The following is a 19,588-nucleotide window of genomic DNA, read 5'->3' on the forward strand; positions in this document are numbered from 1 at the left end:
GAGGAAGGGCGAACCGATGACCGCCATGACCATCACGCCCGTCTCTTCCCGGAGCACCGACCACCGCTGACAGGGGAGCGGACGGGCACCCTTCACCGGAGCATGCATGACCGTGGAACGCCACGAACTGACCCTGCGCCCGATCGCCGGACGCGAAGAGCTCGACCTCTTCAACCAGCTGCCCTACACCCTCAACACCGGGATCGCACACGACCTCACCCAGGGGCGCCGACGGCCAGGGTGGTTGTGGATCGCCGAGCGCGGCGGCCAGCTGCTCGCCAGGCTCGGCTGGTGGAGCCGTCCGGGAAACGACACCCCGTTCCTCCTGGACATCCTCGACGTCGACGACACCCTGCCCGGCCCGGAGCGCGTGGCCGTCGGCACGAAGCTGCTACGCACCGCGATGGCCGCCACCCTCCCGCCCGGGGCCACCCCGCCCGAGTACACCCGCTTCGTCCCACCGGGCTGGCAGGACGACCCCGCCGCCCGGCGGACCGTCCAGGACCGCATGGCCGTCGTGGCGGACACGGGCGGCCGGCTGTTCGTCGAGCGCATCCGCCTGGAGTGGCTCCCGGACGCCCCGCCTCCCGCCCCGCGCGGACGCCTCAACTTCCGCCAACTCCGGGACACCGAGGAACTGCTGACGCTGATGACCTCGGCGCTGGAGGGCACGCTCGACGCCCACAGCCGTGAAGACCTCACCCGGATGTCCGCCCGCGCGGCGGCCGTCAGCCACTACGAGGACGAGCTCGCGCGCTACGACAGCCCACGGGACTGGTGGCGCGTGGCCACCCTGCCCGACGGCACGCCCGTCGGCTTCGTCCTCCCCGCCCACAACGGCTACAACCCGATCATCGCCTACCTCGCCGTCCTGCCCGAGCACCGCGGCGACGGCTACATCGACGACGTCCTCGCCGAGGGCACCCGCGTCCTCGCCGGGCAGGGCGTCCCCCGCGTCAGGGCCTCCACCGACCTCGGCAACACGCCCATGGCGAAGGCCTTCCAACGCGCCGGATACGCCGCGTTCGAGCACGAGCTCAACATGACCTGGCGCTAACCACCCCCGGGGCGGGGCGCCCCCAGCGAGGGCGCCCCACCCCGGGAGGGGAGAACTCCTAGGCTGCCGCGCGTGATCGAACCCGAGACCGCAACTTTCCCCCAGCCCACCGACAGCGAGTACGCGGAGTGGCCCAACACCCGCCGATGGCTGGAGCGCAGCCTGCCTCCCGGCGACCGCATACGGTCCGCCACGGCGCTGCGCGGCGGGTGGACCTCCCGGATGCGCCGACTCGACATCGAGGGGCGCCGGGGCCCGTACGCGCTGGTCCTGCGCTCGTTCGTGAAGCCCTTCTTCGTGCGGCACGCACCGGGCCTGCTGACGCGCGAGGCCGACGTGCTCCGCCTGCTCGCGGACACGGATGTGCCCGCGGCGCGGTTGCACGCGATCGACGCCGCCGCGGAGCACTGTGACCACCCTTCCCTGGCGATGTCGCTGCTGCCCGGGGGCATCCGGCTGGACGAGGACGACGTCGACCTCCGAGTCACCCTCCTCACACAGCAGTTGGCCGCCGTGCACCGCGTGGACGTACCGGAGGGGGCCCGGCCTCGTCCGTACCAGGCGTGGACCAGCCCCGAAGGGGTCGCGGTCCCGGAGGACACCGCGCGGCCGGAGCTGTGGCGACGGGCCGTGGAGGTCATCCGCCGCGAACCCCCCGCCCACCGGCCCTGCTTCCTGCACCGCGACTTCCACCCGGGCAACGTCCTCTTCACCGGACACGGCCCCGACCTGAGGATTACCGGCGTCGTGGACTGGGTGGAGACGTCGTGGGGACCGGCCGACCTGGACGTGGCCCACTGCTCCACCGCCGTCGCCCTGCTGCACGGCGTGCCCGCGGGCCTGCGGCTCGCGGACCACTACCTCGCGGCCGGGGGCGCCCTCAGCGAGGACCCGGCCGACCACCTGTACTGGCGCCTTCTCGACGCCCTGGCCGTCGCCCCGGGCGCCGAGAAGGTCGCCGTCCCGTGGCGCGAGCTCGGGCGCGCCGACCTCACCCCGGCCGTCCTCACCCGGCGCCTGGAGGAGTACGTCGAGGCCCTGCTCCACCTCTACGCCTGAAGCGCGGGGACGCGTCGGGTGGACTTCGGAATATGTTCCGAAGTAATCTCGGCGTATGACGACTCCGACCGTGCCCTTCTCCGACCTGTCGAAGCACTCCAAGCGCGTGGCCGAGACGGTGGAACGCGCCCAGCGGGTACGGGTCACGCGACGCGACGGTGAGGGCCTCTACCTCACCACGGAGCGACACGACCAACAGCGGGAGGAGACCGCGGACGTCACGTCCCGCCTGTTCACGGCCCTGATGAGCCATGACGAGGGTGCTCGGGCCGTTCTGATGTCCCTGCCCAGCGTCTTTCCGTGGGTGCGGCATCTGTCGGCCGAGGAGGTGCGCGAGTTCGTGGTCGACCTCATAGACGCGACCCGCGACGCGGTGGAGCTGGACGTGCACACGAACGTCCACCGAGTCGTGACCGAGTGGCGGGCCACGGCGAGGATCCTGGCCGACCCCGACCTCGCCGCCCAGCTCACCACGCCCCTCCCCGACGAGGATCACGGAGAGGTGCCCGCACCGTGACACCGAAACGCGGTGACGATGTCCCCGCACCGCCCGTCGGCGACGAATGGCGGTTACGGTTCGCCACGAACGAGGCTGCCAAGGGGTGGGTGGACCTGTGCGCCTCGGCCGCGGCGAACACGCGTCGCTGTTACGAGGCGCTTCGCAGTGACCCCCGGCGCATGAGCGACCCCGACCGGCAGCACCGGCTGCGCGGCCGGCTCGCCACCGGCGCGATCGGCGGGAAGACGTATCCGCAGTGGGAGTACGAAGTGACGGCGGGCGGCAGGGTGCGGTATCTCGTGGACGAGGAGCGACGCACCGTGCACCACGTCCAGGCGTCCACCCGGCACCCCAAGGACACGGATACCTGACGCCTCGCCCCCGCCCGGGCGGAGTTGGCCGAATGGTGCTGGGGCCGGTCGCCGGGCTGGAGCCGGCCTAGGGCTCCTCGCTGAGGGCGGTGAGGGTCCCGTGAATGAGGGCGGGGCCTTCCCGGTGCCGGCCTGTGGCGAGCAGTTCACCCAGTCGCATGCTGGCGTCCGCGACCGCCCGGACGCGCGGGAGACGTCGCGCCTGGTAGGCGGCCAGGGCCTCGGCGACGTCGGCATGCTCGGCGGTGAGGGAGTCCGCGAGCACCTGGGCGTCCTCCAGGCACATCGCGGCGCCCTGGGCTAGCGTCGGAGGCATGCAGTGGGCGGCGTCCCCGGCGAGGGCGAGCCGTCCCGTGTGCCAGCGCCGGGCCACGTAGTGGGTGAAGCGCGTGTGGTGGATCTCGGCGCCCGCGAGGTGGCCGCGGATCTCCTTCCACACCGGACCGCCGTAGGCGGCGGCGAGCTCGTCCACGTGCCGCGCGTAGTCCTCGCGGCGCGGCTCGCTTGCGACGGGCGGGGCGTCGACGACGAACATCGTGTAGCCGGTGTCCGCTCCCATCGGGGCGAATCCGGCGATGTGGGCGACCCCGCCGTAGGCCAGACAGGTGCGAGTGACGTCGGCGGGACGGGGTATCAGGGCCCGCCAGACGGCCCACCCGGTGGGTTCGGGGACGCCCGGGTCGACGAGGCGGCGGAGGCCCGAGTGGGCGCCGTCGGCCGCGATGACGACGTCCGCGTGGAGTCGCCGACCGTCGGCGAGTGCGACGCGGACGCCCTCGGCGCCCTGCTCGACCTCCTCGACGCGCTGCCCGAGGTGGACGCGGACCCCTGCCTCGGTCACGGCCTGGGCCAGGATGCGCTGGAGCCTTGGGCGGGTGATGCCGCAGACGGGGGGCAGGTCCGGCCCGCCGCTGTGCAGGTCGGGCTGTTCGGTGAGGAGCGAGCCGTCGGGGCGCAGGATGCCCAGGGAGGCGAAGGGCGTGCCCGCCGCCAGGACGGTGTCGCAGACGCCGACCGCCCGCAGCACCCGCAGCGCGTTCCCGTGCAGCAGCACTCCGGCTCCGAGAGCACCGAAGTCCGGCCGGGCCTCGACGAGTTCGACGTGCACCCCGCGCCGCCGCAGCAGCACGGCCAGGGCGGTACCCGTCGTACCGCCGCCCACAATCGTCGCGCTGGAGATCTCCATGCCGAGAACCTATCGACGCGCGGCTGAGGCACGGTCGAATCCGGCTGGCGGAACGGTTCCGGAAGCGGTTCTTCTGGAATCGGTGCGGCGGTGCGGCGCGCCGTCGCACTGGCCTACAAAGGGACGCACCCGGGCGATGTGCTTCGCTCCTGGTCAGAGCGGAGGGGGCGGTGGGCGCACGGGTCGGCGTCCGGCGCGCCCGCTACGGAGGGGCGCGGACGCGGGGCTTCCGGTGGCCGGCTTGCGCGCTCGGCCACCGGAAGCCCGCACGGCGCCGCAGCGGCGGCACCGCGCATAACGGGCTACGGCCGGGGGCGGACGCCGAGGACGTCGAGGAGGGCGCGGGTGGCGGGGGTGGGGTTGAAGCGGCTCCAGGCCAGGCACTCGACGCGGCGCGGGCCGTCGACGACGGGGACGAGGGCCAGCTCCGGGTCGTCGGCGGCGAGGGGTCGGATGAACGCCGAGGGCAGGAGGCCGACGCCGAGCCCGCGGCCGATCAGCCGGGTGATGAGTTCGGCGACGCCCGCCTCGTAGGCGACGTCGCGGGTCAGGCCGGCGGCGGTGAAGGCCTGGTCGGACTGGGTGCGGGCGGGGGTTCCGTCCATGAAGTCCACGAACGTCTCCTCCGCGATCTCCTCCAGCGTGACCCGGGGCGCGCCCGCGAGCCGGTGGCCGGTGGGGACGACGAGGACGTGCTGGTCGTGATCGAGGGCGAGGGTCTCCACGCCGGTCGGCAGCTCGCCCTCGGGCAGGCCGAGGAAGGCGATGTCCAGTTCGCCCTTGCGGATCGCCGCGGCGAGCTCGTAGCTGCCGCCGGCGCGCAGGAGGACGCGGACGTCCGGGTAGCGGGCGCGGTAGCGCTGGAGCAGCTCGGGGACGTCGACGGCGGCCGTGGTGACGATGACGCCGACGGCGAGCCGGCCGCGGACGACGCCGGTCGCGGCGGCGGCGTCGACGACCGCCCGGTCGGCGGCGGCGAGGCACTCCCGCGCGCCGGTGAGGAACGCCTCGCCCGCGTCGGTGAGTTCGACGCGGCGGCTGGAGCGGGCGAACAGTTTGACACCCAGTTCGCGTTCGAGCGCGGCGATGCGGTGGCTGAGCGAGGACTGCACGACGAAGCAGCGCTCCGCCGCGCGCGTGAAGTTGCGCGTCTCGGCGACGGCGACGACGTAGCGGAGCTGTTGGAGGTCCATCCATTCATGGTTGCAGTTCATGGCTTGCATCGCAAACATGCGTTGGATTCATGGCCGTTTCCCGCCCAGACTTCACCCCATGCAGACCTTGACCACACGGCACGGGGCCACCGTCGCGCTGACCGCGATCGCTCCCGCGGCCTGGGGCACCACCTACGCCGTGACCACCGAACTGCTGCCGCCCGGGCACCCGTTGTTCGCCGGGCTGATGCGGGCGCTGCCCGCCGGGCTGCTCGCCCTGGCCATCACCCGCGTGCTGCCGCGCGGGGACTGGTGGTGGAAGGCCGCCGTGCTCGGCACGCTCAACATCGCCGCCTTCTTCCCGCTGCTGTTCCTGGCGGCCGAGCGGCTTCCGGGCGGTGTCGCGGCGACGCTCGGCGCCGCCCAGCCCCTGCTGGTCGCGGGGTTGGCCATGGCGGTCCTCCGCGACCGGCCCACCGGCTGGCGGTGGGCCTGGGGCGTGCTCGGCGTGCTCGGCGTCGGGCTCGTCGTCCTCGGGCCGGGGGCCGGGCTGAACGCCCTCGGCGTGCTCGCCGGGCTCGCCGGTACGGCCACCATGGCGACGGGACTCGTCCTCACCAAGCGCTGGGGCCGCCCCTCCGGGGCCGGCCCGCTGACCCTGGCCGGCTGGCAACTGGCCGCGGGCGGGCTGCTCCTGCTGCCGTTCACGCTCATCGTGGAGGGGGTGCCGCAGCGGCTCGACGCGGGTGCGGTCGGCGGCTACCTGTGGCTCGGCAGCGTCGGCGGGCTGATCGCGTACGCGCTGTGGTTCCGCGGCATAGGCCGGCTGCCGGTCGGTGCGTCGGCGCCGCTGGTCCTGCTGTCGCCCCTGGTCGCGGCCGTCGTCGGGATCGCGCTCGGCGAGTCGCTGAGCCTGCCGCAGGCCCTCGGCTTCGCCCTCGCCCTGGCGGCCATGCTCGCCGCGCAGCTCGATCCCCCGAACCTCTCCGGCCGCCTCGCCCGCAGCCGGGCCGCCTGACCACCGACATGCCGACGTCCAGGGAGGACACGCAGATGACGACGCAGACGGCTCAGCAGACGACGCCGCAGATGACGATCGCCGTGCTCGGTGCCACCGGGATGGTGGGCAGCCGGGTGGCCACCGAGGCGGCCGGACGCGGGCACCGGGTACTCGCCCTGTCGCGCAGGCCCGCGGGCGACGAGCCGGGCGTGACGCCGGTCGGCGTCGACGCGGCGGACGCCGGCGCCCTGCGCCGGGCCCTGTCCGGCGCCGCACCGGACGCCGTCGTGCTGGCGGTGCGCACCTTCCCCGCCGACCGGGAGTTCCTCGTCGGCGCGACCCGTACCGTGCTGGACGTCGCCGGTGAGGCGGGGGCCCGGGTCCTCGTCGTCGGCGGTGCCGGGGCGCTGCGCAGCCCCGGGGACGGCGGGCCGCTGGTCGCCGACGACCCCGCGTACGTGCCCACCGAGTGGCGGGACGTGGCCACCGCCGGGGTCGCCCAGCTGCGGACGTGCGAGGCCCACCCCGCCGCCGACTGGGCGTATCTGAGCCCGCCCGCCCTGCTGGCGCCCGGCGACCGGACCGGCCGCTACCGGCGCGGCGCCGACACCCTGCTGACCGCCGCCGACGGCCGCTCGTGGATCAGCGCCGAGGACCTGGCCGTCGCCACGGTCGACGCGCTGGAGGCGCCGGGCCCCGACCGCCACTTCACGGTCGTCCACGCCGACGGGATCCCGTCGGCGTGACGGCACAGGCCGGGCCGTCGGTGCGGGCCGGTGACGGCAGGTGCGCGGCCAGGACCTCGGCCAGGTGCTGGCCGCGGACGCCTGCGAGCTGGGTGAGCTGGGTGCGGCAGCTGTAGCCGTCGGCCAGGATCGCGGCGTCGGCGGGGGCCCGGCGGACGGCGGGGAGGAGCTGGTCCTCGGCGCAGGCGACGGAGACGTCGTGGTGTCCGGCCTCGAAGCCGAAGTTGCCGGCGAGGCCGCAGCAGCCGCCGGAGAGCTCGCCGGTGAGCCCGGCCCGGTCGCGCAGGCGCCGGTCGGCGGCGTCACCGAGGACGGCGTGCTGGTGGCAGTGGGTCTGCCCGGCGACGGGCTGGCCGACGACGGGCGGGGTCCAGGTGGGGGCGAGTTCCTCCAGGGTTTCGGCGAAGGTGCGGACGAGCCCGGCGAGCCGGGCGGCGCGCGGGTCCTCGGGCAGGAGCTCGGGCAGGTCGGTGCGCAGGGCGGCGGCGCAGGGGGGTTCGAGGACGGTGACGGGCAGCCCGGCGTCCAGAGCGGGGGCGACGACGTCGAGGGTGCGGCGCAGGACGGCGCGGGCCTGGTCGAGTTGGCCGGTGGAGACGTAGGTGAGGCCGCAGCACACGGGCCTGGGCGGGACGGCGAGCCGGAGCCCGGCGTCGTGGAGCACGGCGACGGCGGCGGTGCCGGCGGCCGGGGAGAGGTGGTTGGTGAAGGTGTCGGGCCACAGGACGGCGGTGGGGCCGGAGGGCTGGGCGGTGCGGTCCTGGCGGCGCCACCACCGGGTGAAGGGCTCGGGGGCGAGGGGCGGGATGTCGCGCTCGGGGGCGAGCCCGGCGAGCCGCTTCGCGGCCCGCGCCAACGGGCGGACGGAGGCCGCCGCGTTGAGCAGGGGCGCGGTGCGGGTGAGGGCGGCGAGGCGCAGCCACCGCGGCAGGCGGCCCATGGCGTAGTGGGCGGCGGGGCGGCGGCGTCCGGCGTAGTGGTGGTGGAGGAACTCGGCCTTGTAGGTGGCCATGTCGACGCCGACGGGGCAGTCGGTCTTGCAGCCCTTGCAGGACAGGCACAGGTCGAGCGCCTCGTGCACCTCCTCGGACTGCCAGCCGTCGGTGACGAGTTCACCGGCGAGCATCTCGTGCAGGAGCCGGGCCCGGCCCCGGGTGGAGTGCTGTTCCTGGCCGGTGGCGCGGTAGGAGGGGCACATGACGGTGGCGCCGGAGGCGGTGGTGTCGCGGCACTTGGCGACGCCGACGCAGCGGCGGACGGCGGCGCCGAAGTCGCCGTCGTCGTGCGGGTAGGCGAAGGCGGTGGGCACGGGTTCGCGGGGCAGGACGGCGAAGCGGAGGTTCTCGTCGAGCCGGTGCGGGCGGGCGAGCACGCCGGGGTTGAGGCCGCCGTCGGGGTCCCAGGCGTCCTTGAACCGCTCGAAGAGGGCGACGAGTTCGGGCCCGTACATGGCGGGGAGCAGCTCCGCGCGGGCCTGGCCGTCGCCGTGTTCACCGGAGAGCGAGCCGCCGTGCTGGACGACGAGCCGGGCGAGGTCCTCGGAGAAGGCGCGGAAGCGGGCGATGCCGGGCGGGCTGAGGAGGTCGAAGTCGATGCGGACGTGGATGCAGCCGTCGCCGAAGTGGCCGTAGGGCAGGCCGCGCAGTCCGTGGGCGCGCAGGAGGGCGCGGAAGTCGGCGAGGTAGGCGCCGAGGCGGGCGGGCGGGACGGCGCAGTCCTCCCAGCCGGGCCAGGCCTCGCTGCCGTCGGGCATGCGGGTGGCGGTGCCCGAGGCGTCCTCGCGGACCCGCCACAGGGCGCGCTGGGCGGCGGGATCGACGAGGAGGAGGTGGTCGGTGGTGCCGGTGGCGGCGGCCTGGCACAGCCGCCGGGCGGCGGCCTCGGCGTCGGCCGGGGTGTCGCCGCCCACTTCGGCGAAGAGCCAGGCCGCGCCGCGGGGCAGGGAGGCGCGGGCGGCGGGGGCGACGAGGTCGGCGGCCATGCCCTCGACGGTGAGGGGCGCGTGCGGCAGGAGGCCGACGGCGGCCTCGGCGGCGGCGCTCTCGTCGGGGTAGCCGAGGACGGCGAGCACCCGGGCGCCGGGCGCGGGGACGAGCCGGACGGTGGCCTGGGTGAGCACGCCGAGGGTGCCCTCGCCGCCGGTGAAGGCGCGGGCCCAGTCCTCGCCGTGCTCGGGCAGGAGGGCGTCGAGCGCGTAGCCGGAGATGCGCCGGGGCAGTTCGGGGAAGCCGGTGCGCAGGCGGGCCAGCTCGCCGTGGACGAGGGCCCGCACTGTGCTCCGCAGCGGCTCGGGTACGTCGTGGCCGCCCGGGGCGAGGTGGGCGGGGGTGCCGCGGTAGGTCAGCACGTCGAGGGCGTGGACGTTGTCGGCGGTGGTGCCCCAGGCGACGGAGTGGGAGCCGCAGGAGTTGTTGCCGATCATCCCGCCGAGGGTGCAGCGGCTGTGCGTCGAGGGGTCGGGACCGAACGTCAGCCCGTGCGGGGCGGCGTGGGCGCGGAGGGTGTCGCAGATGACACCGGGCTGGACGACGGCGGTGCGGGCCTCGGGATCGACGTCGAGCACGGCGTTCATGTGCCGCGTGAAGTCGAGGACGACACCGGTGCCGGTGGCCTGCCCGGCGATGCTCGTGCCCGCGCCCCGGGGGACGACGGGGACGCCGTGCTCACGGCAGACGGCGAGCGCCGCGGCGACGTCCTCGGCGTCCCTGGGCGCGATGACGCCCACGGGCACGCGGCGGTAGTTGGAGGCGTCCATCGTGGTCAACGCCCTGCTCGCGGCGTCGAACTCGACGTCTCCCCGTACGGCTTTCCGAAGCTGCCCTGCCAGTCCCATGCCCTCCAGCGTGCACCCCTCAGGCCTCCAAGGCGAAGACATCCGCCCCTCGCCGTTTCGGGGACGCACGAGTACGGAGGGCCCGCGGGGGACAGGCGTCGCCGGGGACGGTCCCGGGACGCCCCGGGGTCACGTCTCGACGTCGTCGTTCTCCGGTTCGGGCTCTGGCTCCTCGTCGAACTCCGCCGAGATGATGTTGAAGATCCTGGCGCTGAGCTCTTGGGCGAGCTTGTTCAACTGCTGGGCGTCGTCCTCGGACCCCAGCAGGCTGAGCGTTCCCGTGGCCGGGTCGTTGCGGATGTTCTGCAGAGCCTCCAGTGCCTGACGGGCGTCGGTCAGGTGACCGCGCAGCCTGCGCTGCTGTTGCGCGAGCAGTTCCGCCACGTCGGGCTCGCGCGAGCTGCGGCCGGCCTCCCGACGGTTCACCTCCTCCCGGGCGGCGCGCTCGGGGTCGGCGATCCGGGTGACCTCGTACTGGGTCAGAGGCCGTTCCGCGAGGCCCCCGGGATCGCGGCGTATCCGGTCCGGCTGGGCCAGGTCGACGTCGGGAATGACGTACATGCCCTTGGGTCCGACGGCCTTGAGCTGCTTGTCCGTGTAGGAGTTCTGCGCCTTGCCGTCGGCCTGGAAGCGCGCGGCCGCGAGCGCCAGCAGCCACAGTCCCTCCGGGTTGTCCCGCCGCCCCAAGTCGGCCACCACCGCGTTGACGTCGGCCCGGTAGGGGACGGTGCGGCCCACGGCGGAGCCCACGTTGCGGGTGAGTAGTTTGTCGGCGATCAGGGCGATGCCCCCGGCGGTCACGAGCGTCAGCCGGGCGTTGTCGTCCCCTTGGAGGGCGGGGCCGACGAGGGCGGTGAAGTCCTCGTGCGGCGTGGGTTGCCACTCGCCCCGTACTTCGTCCGTCAGGACTCCGCCGTTGGCCCATGCGTTGCGCGCCTGCCTCAGGAGGTTACGCTTGGCGGCCCGCCACGGCAGGTCCACCATGGGACCCAGCAGCTCCGCGTAACCGGCGTTCGTCATCCGTTTCGTGCCCTTGATGTGCTTGGCCTCGGCCTTGACCCTCCCGAAGACGGCGGGTCGCGTCAGGGCGTGCACGAGGTAGACGGCCCGCCACAGCGGCGTCGCGGGGATGTCGGTGTCGAACACGTCGGCGAGATCCCGGGGCCCTCTGCGTCCCAGGGCGAGGTCCACCACGTCGCTCAGGTCCGCGCCGACGCCGTGCCGTCCGGCCGAGCCGGCCCACTGAACACGCTTCAGCGCCCGGGAACCGACCTCGACGTTCTGGGCCGCGTCCTCCCAGGGAGAGAACTCCACGTGAACGGACGCGAGAATGCTGCGCACAGCATCGTCGAACACCTCTTTCGCGGGGAGCCCGTTCACCTCGTGAGAACGGACTCCCACGGTGATCTGAGCGGGGACCGTGAGAGTCTGCCCGAGCCGGACGGAACGGTCGGCCGGATGGTCCGACAGAACGCCCCGGGAGAACGCCTCGTGCATCTCCACCAGTTTTCCCTGCCGGCCCACCGCCATCTGCTGGCTCAGGGCTTTCGACGCGACGCCGCGGCGCGTGGGCTTCTGGGCCAGCAGCACCTCACAGGACGCCTCAGCGATGGTTTGCGCGTCCGCGCCGTCGGGAGCCAGCAAGGCCCATGAACTCGTCAGCCGCGTGATGCCGTCTCGCACCAGCATCACGTGGACGGGTTCGGTTCCGTCGTCGAACTCCAGTCGCCCGGGATGGGCGAGAACAGCCCGGGTGATGCGCCGGGCGAGGATGGAGTGATCGTACTTCTGGCGGTTCAGTTCCCGAGTCTGCGCGATGGTCTGCCGCAGATGGTCGCGCAGATGCTCCTGGCTTCTGTAGCGATACACCGTCGTAGCCGCGGGAACAGGTCCGTTCAGGGCGCCCTCGACCGTGGGGTCGGGCACCGGAAGGGCCTCCTGCCCCGTACGCGGCTGGAGGCCGGGGAAGAGTTCGGTCAACCAGGTCCTGGCGTAGAGGGAGAAGAGGGTGGCTCCGTTGACGTGTTCCTCGATCATCGCCGAGGGCAGCGTGGACTGTGATCGCAACTGCGTGGCCAGACCGGAAGGGGAGACAGCCGCTCGCGCCACCGCGTGCCAGGCGTCCTCGGTGAGGGAGGTGAAGCGGTCGGCCAGGCCCGCCCTGACGAGCTTCATCCGGTCTCCCGCCGAGGCGACAGACGGCAACCGCCGCTGAAATCCGCTGACCGTCACCTCTTCCGAATCATATCGGAAACTGACCGCCTCGGCGGGCATTCCCGTGGCGTCACGGTAATCGAGAGAACCGTGGAAATCCGGTTCGGAGAATTTCGATTCAGCAGGCACGGATTACCCTCTTCCTGGGGAAACGGATCAACGGAGAACGGGAATGATCGCCATTGCCTGACCAGGGCTCGGCGTGTAGCCTGGTGTCGCGGTCCGGGCCGTGCATCTCGCGCGTGCCAGGTCTGCTCTTCACGAGCCCCGGCTTCCGAGCCGGGGCCTCGTCATGAATCCACCCCTCCGTCACAGCCTCACCGGCTCTCCCGCCTTCGGCAGGTAGCGGGTGTACCAGCCCCACATGTGCTGACGAGCCGGCCGACGCGCTACGGCCTGAAACGCCGTGTAGGCGACGAGGTCGGCCATCTGGAGCCAGTCGCTGGACGCCGAGGACTCCTGGGTGAGCGGAATCGGCAGACGAGGAGGGGAGAGACTCTGCCAGGTGGCAGCGTAGAAGGCATCGGTTCCGTCACCGTCGACCACCACGTGCCCGTACTCACCGGACCGCGCCAGCCGCCGGTCGATCGCACGCAGAGCACCACCGAACGCGCGCTCGCGAGCCTCCCGCCACGCCCCGGGCTCGTGGGCGTACACCGTGATCACGTCAAGCGCGGACGCGGCGCCGATGACGTCGAGGGCTGCCTGCGCGAGGAGCCACCGCTCAATACGTGGAAGATTCCGGCCCCCGGGGCGACCACGGCCGGGAATCAGCTTGTTCGCATGGAGCTCGTAGTCGGCCGGAACACCGTGCTCGACTTCCCATGACCTGCGGTGTTCACGCCAATTCCCCTCGATCGCGGCCGTCTGGTCGCACGGCACACCGATGGCCGAGTAGAACACCATCCCATCGCCGGGGGTGCCGGAATCGTCGATGTAGTAGACCCGGCTCGGCGGGGGCGGATGCGGGTTCATGCGGGGAATCACTCTCCCTACAACTGGACAGGGCGGATTGCGGCTGCATCGCCGACTCGACCCCGACGCACATTGCGGGAAGTGCTGCGATACGCGCTGCGTCATTCCGGCGCCCCGTCGACCCGCCCCCTGGCTCGGCCGGACCGGAGTTCACGCTGAACCCGATCCACCAGCCACGGCCCATTCCTGGGAGCCGGGGCACTCCCCGGCCGCAGAGTTCCGGTGCACCGGAAGGCTCGTACGCGCCACAGCATAGGCCATTCAGCTGACACATCGTCATGTTCTCTGATTCTCCACTGATTACCGGCGGTGCGAAGCCTTCGAGAACGGCTTCGAGGGGTGTCGGCGGTCCGGGCGGAGACAGCGCCCACCAGCCCCTCACGCATACCGGCTCGGCCCTGACACGCGCGTGCCCGACTTCGCACTGGGCCACGCGGAACCGACGGGTGAGCAGGCCGATGAGGACGCCGGGGTGAACCGACCCAGGACCCCGCCTCTCGCGACGGAGCCGATGCGGGCGGAGCGATGGGCGTCGCCACGACGGCCTGCGGTTGCCGCCCTCTCGCGGCCGCGGGAGTGGCCGGGCTGGCGGCCGGCGAGGCCGGCGATGAGGCGGCGGGGCGTCAGCGGTGGCGCCCGTCGGCCTTCCCGGGGGAGTCCGCGGCCTCGCCCGGGGCCGGCGAGGGGTGCTGGGCGGGGCGCCCGGAGGGCTCCGGGGCTTCCGGGCCGGACGGCCGGGCGGCGCGGCGGATGGCGGCGTCCCGGGCGCGGACGTAGAGCAGGCCGACGAGGCCGAGGCCGCCCCCGGCGAGACAGCTCCACAGCCACCACGTGTGGCCGTTGTCGGCGAACCAGCCGTAGAAGGGGAGCTGCGCGAGGAAGAGCACGAACCACAGAGCCGTGCCGACGGCGACGGTCAGCACGACGTTGCCCTCCAGCGGCTCCGGTGCCTCCCGGTCGTCGTCCAGCCAGGTCCTCAGACGCATCACGTGGCCAGCCTATCGCTCGCCTACACGGCGGCGTGAGGTGAGTCGCACCGCAGCACGGGCGGGGGATTCGCGCTCACCGGATTCATTTGTTCATACTGCAACCACCCCCGTTGAGACGACGCAAGTCGTAGTTTCCTCCAAGAGGTATGTGCCTGATGTCCGCTCCGGCTGCCGCCGCCACCGTCGGCGATTCCCCCACGCCGCCCCCCCCCCGCCGGCCCGCTCGACCGCTTCTTCGGCGTCACCCGGCGCGGCTCGACCTACGGCCGCGAGATACGCGGCGGACTGGCCACGTTCTTCGCGATGGCCTACATCATCGTGCTGAACCCGATCATCCTCGGCGCCGGAACGGACAAGTACGAGCAGCAGCTCGACAACGCCCAGCTCGTCACCGCCACGGCCCTCATGGCCGGACTGACGACGATCCTCATGGGGGTGATCGGCAACGTCCCGATCGCCCTCGCGGCGGGACTCGGCATCAACGCCGTCGTCTCGCTCCAGCTCGCCCCGCGGATGAGCTGGCCGGACGCCATGGGCATGGTGTGCCTGGCCGGGCTGGCGCTGCTCATCCTGGTGGCCTCGGGGCTGCGGGAACGGGTCATGGACGCCATCCCCGGCGGGCTGCGTCGGGCCATCGCCATCGGCATCGGGCTGTTCATCACGCTCATCGGCCTGGTGGACTCCGGCTTCGTCACCCGCAACCCCGACGACGCGCACACCACCGTGCCGCTCGCCCTCGGGCAGGGCGGGCAGCTCCAGGGCTGGCCCGTCGTCGTCTTCGTCGCCGGACTCGCCCTGATGGCCGTGCTCGTGGTGCGCAGGGCCCGCGCTGCGATCCTGCTGAGCATCGCCGTGACGACGGTCCTGGCCGTGGCCCTCAACTCGGTGACCGCGATCCCCGACGAGGCGTGGGGCCTGGCCGTGCCGAGCCTGCCGGACCAGGTCGTGAGCATGCCGGACTTCGGGCTCGTCGGCGAGGTCAGCCTCTTCGGAGGCTTCGCCGAGGTCGGCGTCCTCACCGGCTGCCTGTTCGTCTTCACGGTCCTGCTGTCCGGGTTCTTCGACGCGATGGGCACGATCATCGGCGTCGGCGAGGAGGCGAAGCTGACGGACGAGGACGGCCGGCTGCCCGGTATGGGCCGCATCCTCATGACGGACGGCATCGGGGTCGTCGGCGGCGGCTTCGGCTCCTGCTCGGCCAACACCTGCTTCGTGGAGTCCACGGCCGGCGTCGGCGAGGGGGCCAGGACGGGCCTGGCCAACCTGGTCACCGGCGGGCTGTTCCTGCTGGCCCTGGTCTTCACGCCACTGGCCACGGTGGTGCCCTCGCAGGCGGCGACGCCGGCCCTCGTCGTCGTCGGCGTCCTGATCATGGCGGCGAACGTCAAGGAGATCGACTGGAACGACCTGACGGTCGCCGTCCCCGCCTTCCTGACCATGGTCGCGATGCCGTTCACCTACAGCATCACCAACGGCATCGGCATCGGCGTCCTGGCCTTCATCCTGCTGCGCGCCGGAACCGGGCGGCTGCGGGAGGTCCCGTGGCTGCTGAACGCCGTCGGGGCCTGCTTCCTCGTCTACTTCCTCCTCGACCCGATCGAGCAGCTCCTCGGCCTGCGCTGAGCCCGGCCCGCGGCCCCGGCCGCGGTCAGCGCAGCAGGTGCCGGCGGGCGAGGCGCATGACCTCTTCACGGCTGCGGCCCCGGTGCTCGGCGGCGACGAAGGAGGTGCCGATCCGCAGGGAGAACGTGATGAGGGAGCGCACCTCGGCCTCGTCCGCGTCGCCGCAGATCGCGTCGAACAGCGAGCGCAGGTAGTCCATGCGCCGGTTGTCGACGCGGCGCAGCCGTTCGGCGACGCTCTCGTCACGCCGGGCCCAGTCGCGGATCGCGAGTTCGACGGGCGCGCTCCTTCGTCGGGGCGTCGGCGGCACCCCGCGACGCCCCGACCTCGCCGACGCCCCCTTCACCTCGGTCTTCCAGACCCACGACGAGCGGGCCGCCGAGGTGGCCATCGCCCACAACGCGCGCATACTCCTCTGCCCGCTCCCCCTGCGCATGCCAGGGGCGTCCTCGACCCCTTCGCCTTCGTCGGCGACAGCGCCTCACCGGTGGCGCAGACGCGGGGCCCTCCCGCTGCTCACCTCCACCGCGTGCCGCCACGGCTACGGCGTCGACGTCCGCCGGTCGGCCGCCGTCGTCGTCAGGAGTTGGATGCCCTCCCTCCGGCCGCTGCCGCTGTGGGCGCGGTGAGTGACGCGTTGAGCCCGGCTCGGTCAGGTGCCGTAGAAACGTTCCGTCTTCTCGACGCAGACCCGGAAGCGCTGGTCGAAGTCGTCGCGGACCAGGGTGCGCAGGACGTAGTCCTGGAGGGTCATGCGGCGTCGGGCGGCGTGCTGGGCGAGACGCCCCAGGAGCTCGTCGTCTATGCGGAGGGTCAGGACGCGTGACGTCATGCCGACCACGGTCGGGCTTCGACCGATGTGATCGTCCGGCTTTCCTCGCCATCTCACCCGTTCGTGTGATGAAGGGAACGGCAAACCCACTACTTGTTAGTTCAGGTAATGAGTTAACCTAAACACCATGCCGGATCTGTCCAGCGGTGCCGACGCCGCAGCCGTGAACGCGCTCCGTTCCTCGGTCATGCGGCTCTCCCGCCGCCTGAAGCACCAGCGGGTCGACGAGTCGCTGAGCCCCACCGAGATGGCCGTCCTGGGCACCCTGGCCCGCTGCGGCTCGGCCAGCCCGGGCGAACTGGCCCGCCGTGAGCACGTCCAGCCGCCGTCCATGACCCGCATCGTGGCCATGCTGGAGGCCAAGGGCCTCGTCCGGCTGGACCCGCACCCGGAAGACCGGCGACAGAAGATCGTCACCCAGACCGAGCGGGCGGAGTCCATGCTGGAGGACGCCCGCACCCAGCGGAACCGCTGGCTGGCCGAGCTGGCCGGCGGGCTCGACGAAGACGACTGGGCGAAGCTGCGCGAGGCCGCGCCCGCACTGGAGAAGCTCGCGCATCTGTAGGACGCACACCCAGCGAGGAGGCGAAGCACCTTTGAGTACGGGACCCGGAGCAGACTCCGCACCCGCACCGAACGAACACCACCACCATCACACCACCGCCACCGGCGCCACTAACGCCACCACCGGTCACACCCCGAGAAGCGGACCGACCGGGGCGGCCGGGCCGACGCGGGAGGTCCCCGTCCCGGCCGAGACCGGCCGTACCGCCACCGGAGCCCGTACCGGGGCGGCGCCCCGCTCCGGCGCCGACGCCGAGCCCGACACCGAGCCCGCCGCCAAGCCCTCGATGTTCAGCTCCCTGCGGGTGCGCAACTACCGCCTGTTCGCCTCCGGCCAGCTCGTCTCCAACACCGGCACCTGGATGCAGCGCATCGCCCAGGACTGGCTGGTGCACAGCCTCACCGGCTCCGCCACGGCCGTCGGCCTCACCGTCGCCCTGCAGTTCCTGCCCATGCTGCTCTTCGGCCTCTACGGCGGCGTCATCGCCGACCGGTGCGCGAAGCGACGGCTGCTGCTCCTCACCCAGTCGACGATGTCCCTCACCGGGCTCGCGCTGGCCGCGCTCACGCTCAGCGGCTCGGTACAGGTCTGGCACGTGTACGCGCTCGCCTTCGCCCTCGGCCTCGTCACCGTCGTCGACAACCCGGCCCGGCAGACGTTCGTCGCCGAGATGGTCGGACCGGGCCAGCTACGCAACGCCGTCTCGCTGAACTCCGCGAACTTCCAGTCCGCGCGGCTCGTCGGGCCCGCCGTCGCCGGCGTCATGATCACCGCCGTCGGCAGCGGCTGGGCGTTCCTGATCAACGGCCTCTCCTTCCTCGCGCCGATCGCCGCCCTGCTGCTCATGCGCCAGGCCGAGCTGAGTCCCGTCGAGCCCGTCCCACGGGCGCGCGGGCAGCTCCGCGAGGGGCTGCGCTACGTCCGCGGCCGGCCCGAGCTGCTCTGGCCGATCATCCTCGTCGGCTCCATCGGCACCTTCGGCCTCAACTTCCCCATCTGGCTCACCGCCTTCACCGAGCACGTCTTCGACCAGGGCGCGGGCGTCTACGGCCTGCTCAACGTCCTGCTCGCCGCCGGCTCCCTGGCCGGTGCCCTGCTCGCCGCCCGCCGCACCACCTCCCGCATGCGGCTGCTCGTCGGCTCCGCCGCCGCCTTCGGAGCCCTGCTCGGCGTCGCCGCCCTCACCCCGTGGTTCTGGGTCTTCGCCGGGCTGATGGTGGCCGTGGGCATCATGGGACTGACGTTCAACGTCACCGCGAACTCCAGCATCCAGCTCGCCACCGACTCCGCGATGCGCGGGCGGGTGATGAGCCTGTTCATGATGGTGTTCGTCGGCGGCACCCCGATCGGAGGCCCCGTCATGGGCTGGATCACCGACACCTACGGGCCGCGCGTCGGGCTTCTGGCCGGCGGCCTCGTCTCCGTCCTCGCCGCCGGCCTCGTGGCGCTGGCCCTCGCCCGGACGGCCGGGCTGCGGCTGAGCATGAACCTGCGCCGGGGCAGCCGCCTGGTCGCCTTCGTCCCCCGGGCCCCCGAATCCGCGGCGCGGTCCGGCCCCGACGGGCGCGGCAGCGCCGGCCACGGCTCCGCCGGGGAACCGGTGGCCTCGACGCCCGCGGCCGCCCCGGCGAAGGCCTCGGCCACCGCCACGGCGGGAGCGGCGTCATGAGGCTCTTCGCCGCGCTGCTGCCGCCACCGGACGTCGTCACCGCGCTGAAGCGGCGGGTCGCGGAGCTGGCCGAGCTGCCCGAGGCCGAGGCCCTGCGCTGGACGAGGCCGCCCGGCTGGCACCTCACCCTCGCCTTCTACGGCGAGATCCCCGAGGACGTCGCACCCGAGCTGGCCCTCCGCCTGGAGCGCGCCGCGCACCGCCGCGCACCCCTGGCGCTGCGGCTGCGCGGCGGCGGGCACTTCGGCGATCGCGCCCTGTGGGCCGACGTCGCGTACGGGGACCCCGGCCACCGCACGCACCTGCGCCGGCTGGCCGGCTCCGCGGCGGCGGCGGGCCGGCGCGTGGGGGCACCCGAGGCCGAGCGCCCCTTCCACCCCCACCTCACCCTGGCCCGGGGCCGTCCCCGGCGGCCGACGCCGCTGGCCCCCTTCGTCGAGGCGCTCGCCGACTTCACCGCTCCCCCGTGGCCCGCGGAGCGCGTCAGCCTCGTCCGCAGCCACCCGCCGCGCTCCGGCGTGCCGGGTGAGCAACCCCACTACGAGGAGCTGGCCTCCTGGCCGCTGGGCGGATGAGCCGGGCCGCTACCGTGGACAGCGTGAACGCCAAGATCAGAACGCGTGTGGTGACGGTGGGCCTCCTGCTGATGTTCGCCGTGGTCGCGGTGGCCGCCGCCCTCGGCCGCTGACGTCCGCGCGGCGCCCGGGACGCCGGGGCGCCGGGGCGTCACCAGGACGCCGATGACGCCCCGGTGACGCCGCCGCCCCGCCCCGGGGGGCACACCGGCGCGGGACCACCGTCCGCCGTGCACCGGTC

General features: G+C 73.2%; 18 protein-coding genes. 10 read left to right on the forward strand and 8 right to left on the reverse strand.

Annotation, left to right across the window (positions count from 1 at the left end; genetic code table 11):
• Window positions 1-106: 106 nt before the first annotated feature.
• The 4 genes from O7609_RS09020 (at window position 107) to O7609_RS09035 (ending at window position 2,986) form a co-directional block, all read left to right on the forward strand.
• Window positions 107-1,057 carry a GNAT family N-acetyltransferase gene (locus tag O7609_RS09020; RefSeq protein WP_269743397.1) on the forward strand — a complete coding sequence of 317 codons (951 nt, stop codon included), beginning with the start codon at window positions 107-109 and terminating at the stop codon, window positions 1,055-1,057.
• Window positions 1,058-1,132: 75 nt separating this feature from the next.
• Window positions 1,133-2,116, forward strand: a complete 984-nt coding sequence (locus O7609_RS09025) for a phosphotransferase family protein (protein WP_443072238.1) — start codon at window positions 1,133-1,135, stop codon at window positions 2,114-2,116.
• Window positions 2,117-2,171: 55 nt separating this feature from the next.
• Window positions 2,172-2,633 (forward strand): prevent-host-death family protein, encoded by a 462-nt coding sequence (locus tag O7609_RS09030; protein WP_269734424.1) that lies wholly within the window; start codon window positions 2,172-2,174, stop codon window positions 2,631-2,633.
• A 161-nt stretch (window positions 2,634-2,794) separates the two neighbouring features.
• A complete protein-coding gene (locus O7609_RS09035) occupies window positions 2,795-2,986 on the forward strand; it encodes a hypothetical protein (RefSeq protein WP_269734425.1) in 192 nt (63 codons plus the stop codon).
• Between the two features lie 67 nt (window positions 2,987-3,053).
• Here the strand turns inward: O7609_RS09035 and O7609_RS09040 are convergent, their stop codons facing one another.
• The gene (locus O7609_RS09040; protein WP_269734426.1) at window positions 3,054-4,172 is read right to left on the reverse strand and encodes an FAD-dependent monooxygenase; all 1,119 of its coding nucleotides are present in this window, start codon (window positions 4,170-4,172) and stop codon (window positions 3,054-3,056) included.
• Between the two features lie 302 nt (window positions 4,173-4,474).
• Window positions 4,475-5,365, reverse strand: coding sequence for a LysR family transcriptional regulator (locus tag O7609_RS09045; protein WP_269744330.1), 891 nt, complete (start codon window positions 5,363-5,365; stop codon window positions 4,475-4,477).
• A gap of 79 nt (window positions 5,366-5,444) precedes the next feature.
• Here O7609_RS09045 and O7609_RS09050 point away from each other — a divergent pair, with 79 nt between their 5' ends.
• Both O7609_RS09050 and O7609_RS09055 read left to right on the forward strand, forming a co-directional pair.
• Window positions 5,445-6,344: an EamA family transporter gene (locus O7609_RS09050; protein ID WP_269734427.1), complete on the forward strand. Its 900-nt coding sequence runs from the start codon at window positions 5,445-5,447 to the stop codon at window positions 6,342-6,344.
• Window positions 6,345-6,379: 35 nt separating this feature from the next.
• The gene (locus O7609_RS09055) at window positions 6,380-7,072 is read left to right on the forward strand and encodes an NAD(P)-dependent oxidoreductase (RefSeq protein WP_443072085.1); all 693 of its coding nucleotides are present in this window, start codon (window positions 6,380-6,382) and stop codon (window positions 7,070-7,072) included.
• Here O7609_RS09055 and O7609_RS09060 read toward each other — a convergent pair.
• The 4 genes from O7609_RS09060 to O7609_RS09075 form a co-directional block, all read right to left on the reverse strand.
• Window positions 7,035-9,905 carry an FAD-binding and (Fe-S)-binding domain-containing protein gene (locus O7609_RS09060; protein WP_269734428.1) on the reverse strand — a complete coding sequence of 957 codons (2,871 nt, stop codon included), beginning with the start codon at window positions 9,903-9,905 and terminating at the stop codon, window positions 7,035-7,037. The genes O7609_RS09055 and O7609_RS09060 overlap by 38 nt on opposite strands.
• A gap of 129 nt (window positions 9,906-10,034) precedes the next feature.
• Entirely contained in the window at window positions 10,035-12,080 is a 2,046-nt protein-coding gene (locus O7609_RS09065) for a hypothetical protein (protein ID WP_269734429.1), read from the reverse strand.
• A 348-nt stretch (window positions 12,081-12,428) separates the two neighbouring features.
• A complete protein-coding gene (locus tag O7609_RS09070; RefSeq protein ID WP_269734430.1) occupies window positions 12,429-13,094 on the reverse strand; it encodes a DUF3800 domain-containing protein in 666 nt (221 codons plus the stop codon).
• Between the two features lie 623 nt (window positions 13,095-13,717).
• The gene (locus tag O7609_RS09075) at window positions 13,718-14,080 is read right to left on the reverse strand and encodes a DUF2530 domain-containing protein (protein ID WP_269737083.1); all 363 of its coding nucleotides are present in this window, start codon (window positions 14,078-14,080) and stop codon (window positions 13,718-13,720) included.
• A 192-nt stretch (window positions 14,081-14,272) separates the two neighbouring features.
• Here O7609_RS09075 and O7609_RS09080 point away from each other — a divergent pair, with 192 nt between their 5' ends.
• Window positions 14,273-15,706 (forward strand): NCS2 family permease, encoded by a 1,434-nt coding sequence (locus O7609_RS09080; protein ID WP_443072239.1) that lies wholly within the window; start codon window positions 14,273-14,275, stop codon window positions 15,704-15,706.
• Window positions 15,707-15,731: 25 nt separating this feature from the next.
• Here O7609_RS09080 and O7609_RS09085 read toward each other — a convergent pair whose 3' ends face one another.
• Both O7609_RS09085 and O7609_RS09090 read right to left on the reverse strand, forming a co-directional pair.
• Window positions 15,732-16,115: a hypothetical protein gene (locus tag O7609_RS09085; protein WP_269734431.1), complete on the reverse strand. Its 384-nt coding sequence runs from the start codon at window positions 16,113-16,115 to the stop codon at window positions 15,732-15,734.
• A 243-nt stretch (window positions 16,116-16,358) separates the two neighbouring features.
• Window positions 16,359-16,538 carry a ribbon-helix-helix protein, CopG family gene (locus O7609_RS09090; protein ID WP_269734432.1) on the reverse strand — a complete coding sequence of 60 codons (180 nt, stop codon included), beginning with the start codon at window positions 16,536-16,538 and terminating at the stop codon, window positions 16,359-16,361.
• Window positions 16,539-16,665: 127 nt separating this feature from the next.
• Between O7609_RS09090 and O7609_RS09095 the strand changes: the two genes are divergently transcribed.
• The 3 genes from O7609_RS09095 to thpR are packed head-to-tail and all read left to right on the forward strand — an operon-like array spanning window position 16,666 to window position 19,347.
• Window positions 16,666-17,103, forward strand: coding sequence for a MarR family winged helix-turn-helix transcriptional regulator (locus O7609_RS09095; RefSeq protein WP_219090316.1), 438 nt, complete (start codon window positions 16,666-16,668; stop codon window positions 17,101-17,103).
• 31 nt (window positions 17,104-17,134) lie between these two features.
• Window positions 17,135-18,772, forward strand: coding sequence for an MFS transporter (locus tag O7609_RS09100; protein ID WP_269734433.1), 1,638 nt, complete (start codon window positions 17,135-17,137; stop codon window positions 18,770-18,772).
• Window positions 18,769-19,347 carry an RNA 2',3'-cyclic phosphodiesterase gene (gene thpR / locus O7609_RS09105; protein ID WP_269734434.1) on the forward strand — a complete coding sequence of 193 codons (579 nt, stop codon included), beginning with the start codon at window positions 18,769-18,771 and terminating at the stop codon, window positions 19,345-19,347. Before O7609_RS09100 ends, thpR begins: the two co-directional genes overlap by 4 nt.
• Window positions 19,348-19,588: the final 241 nt, after the last annotated feature.

It is taken from the genome of Streptomyces sp. WMMC1477 (assembly GCF_027460245.1).
Taxonomy (GTDB): domain Bacteria; phylum Actinomycetota; class Actinomycetes; order Streptomycetales; family Streptomycetaceae; genus Streptomyces.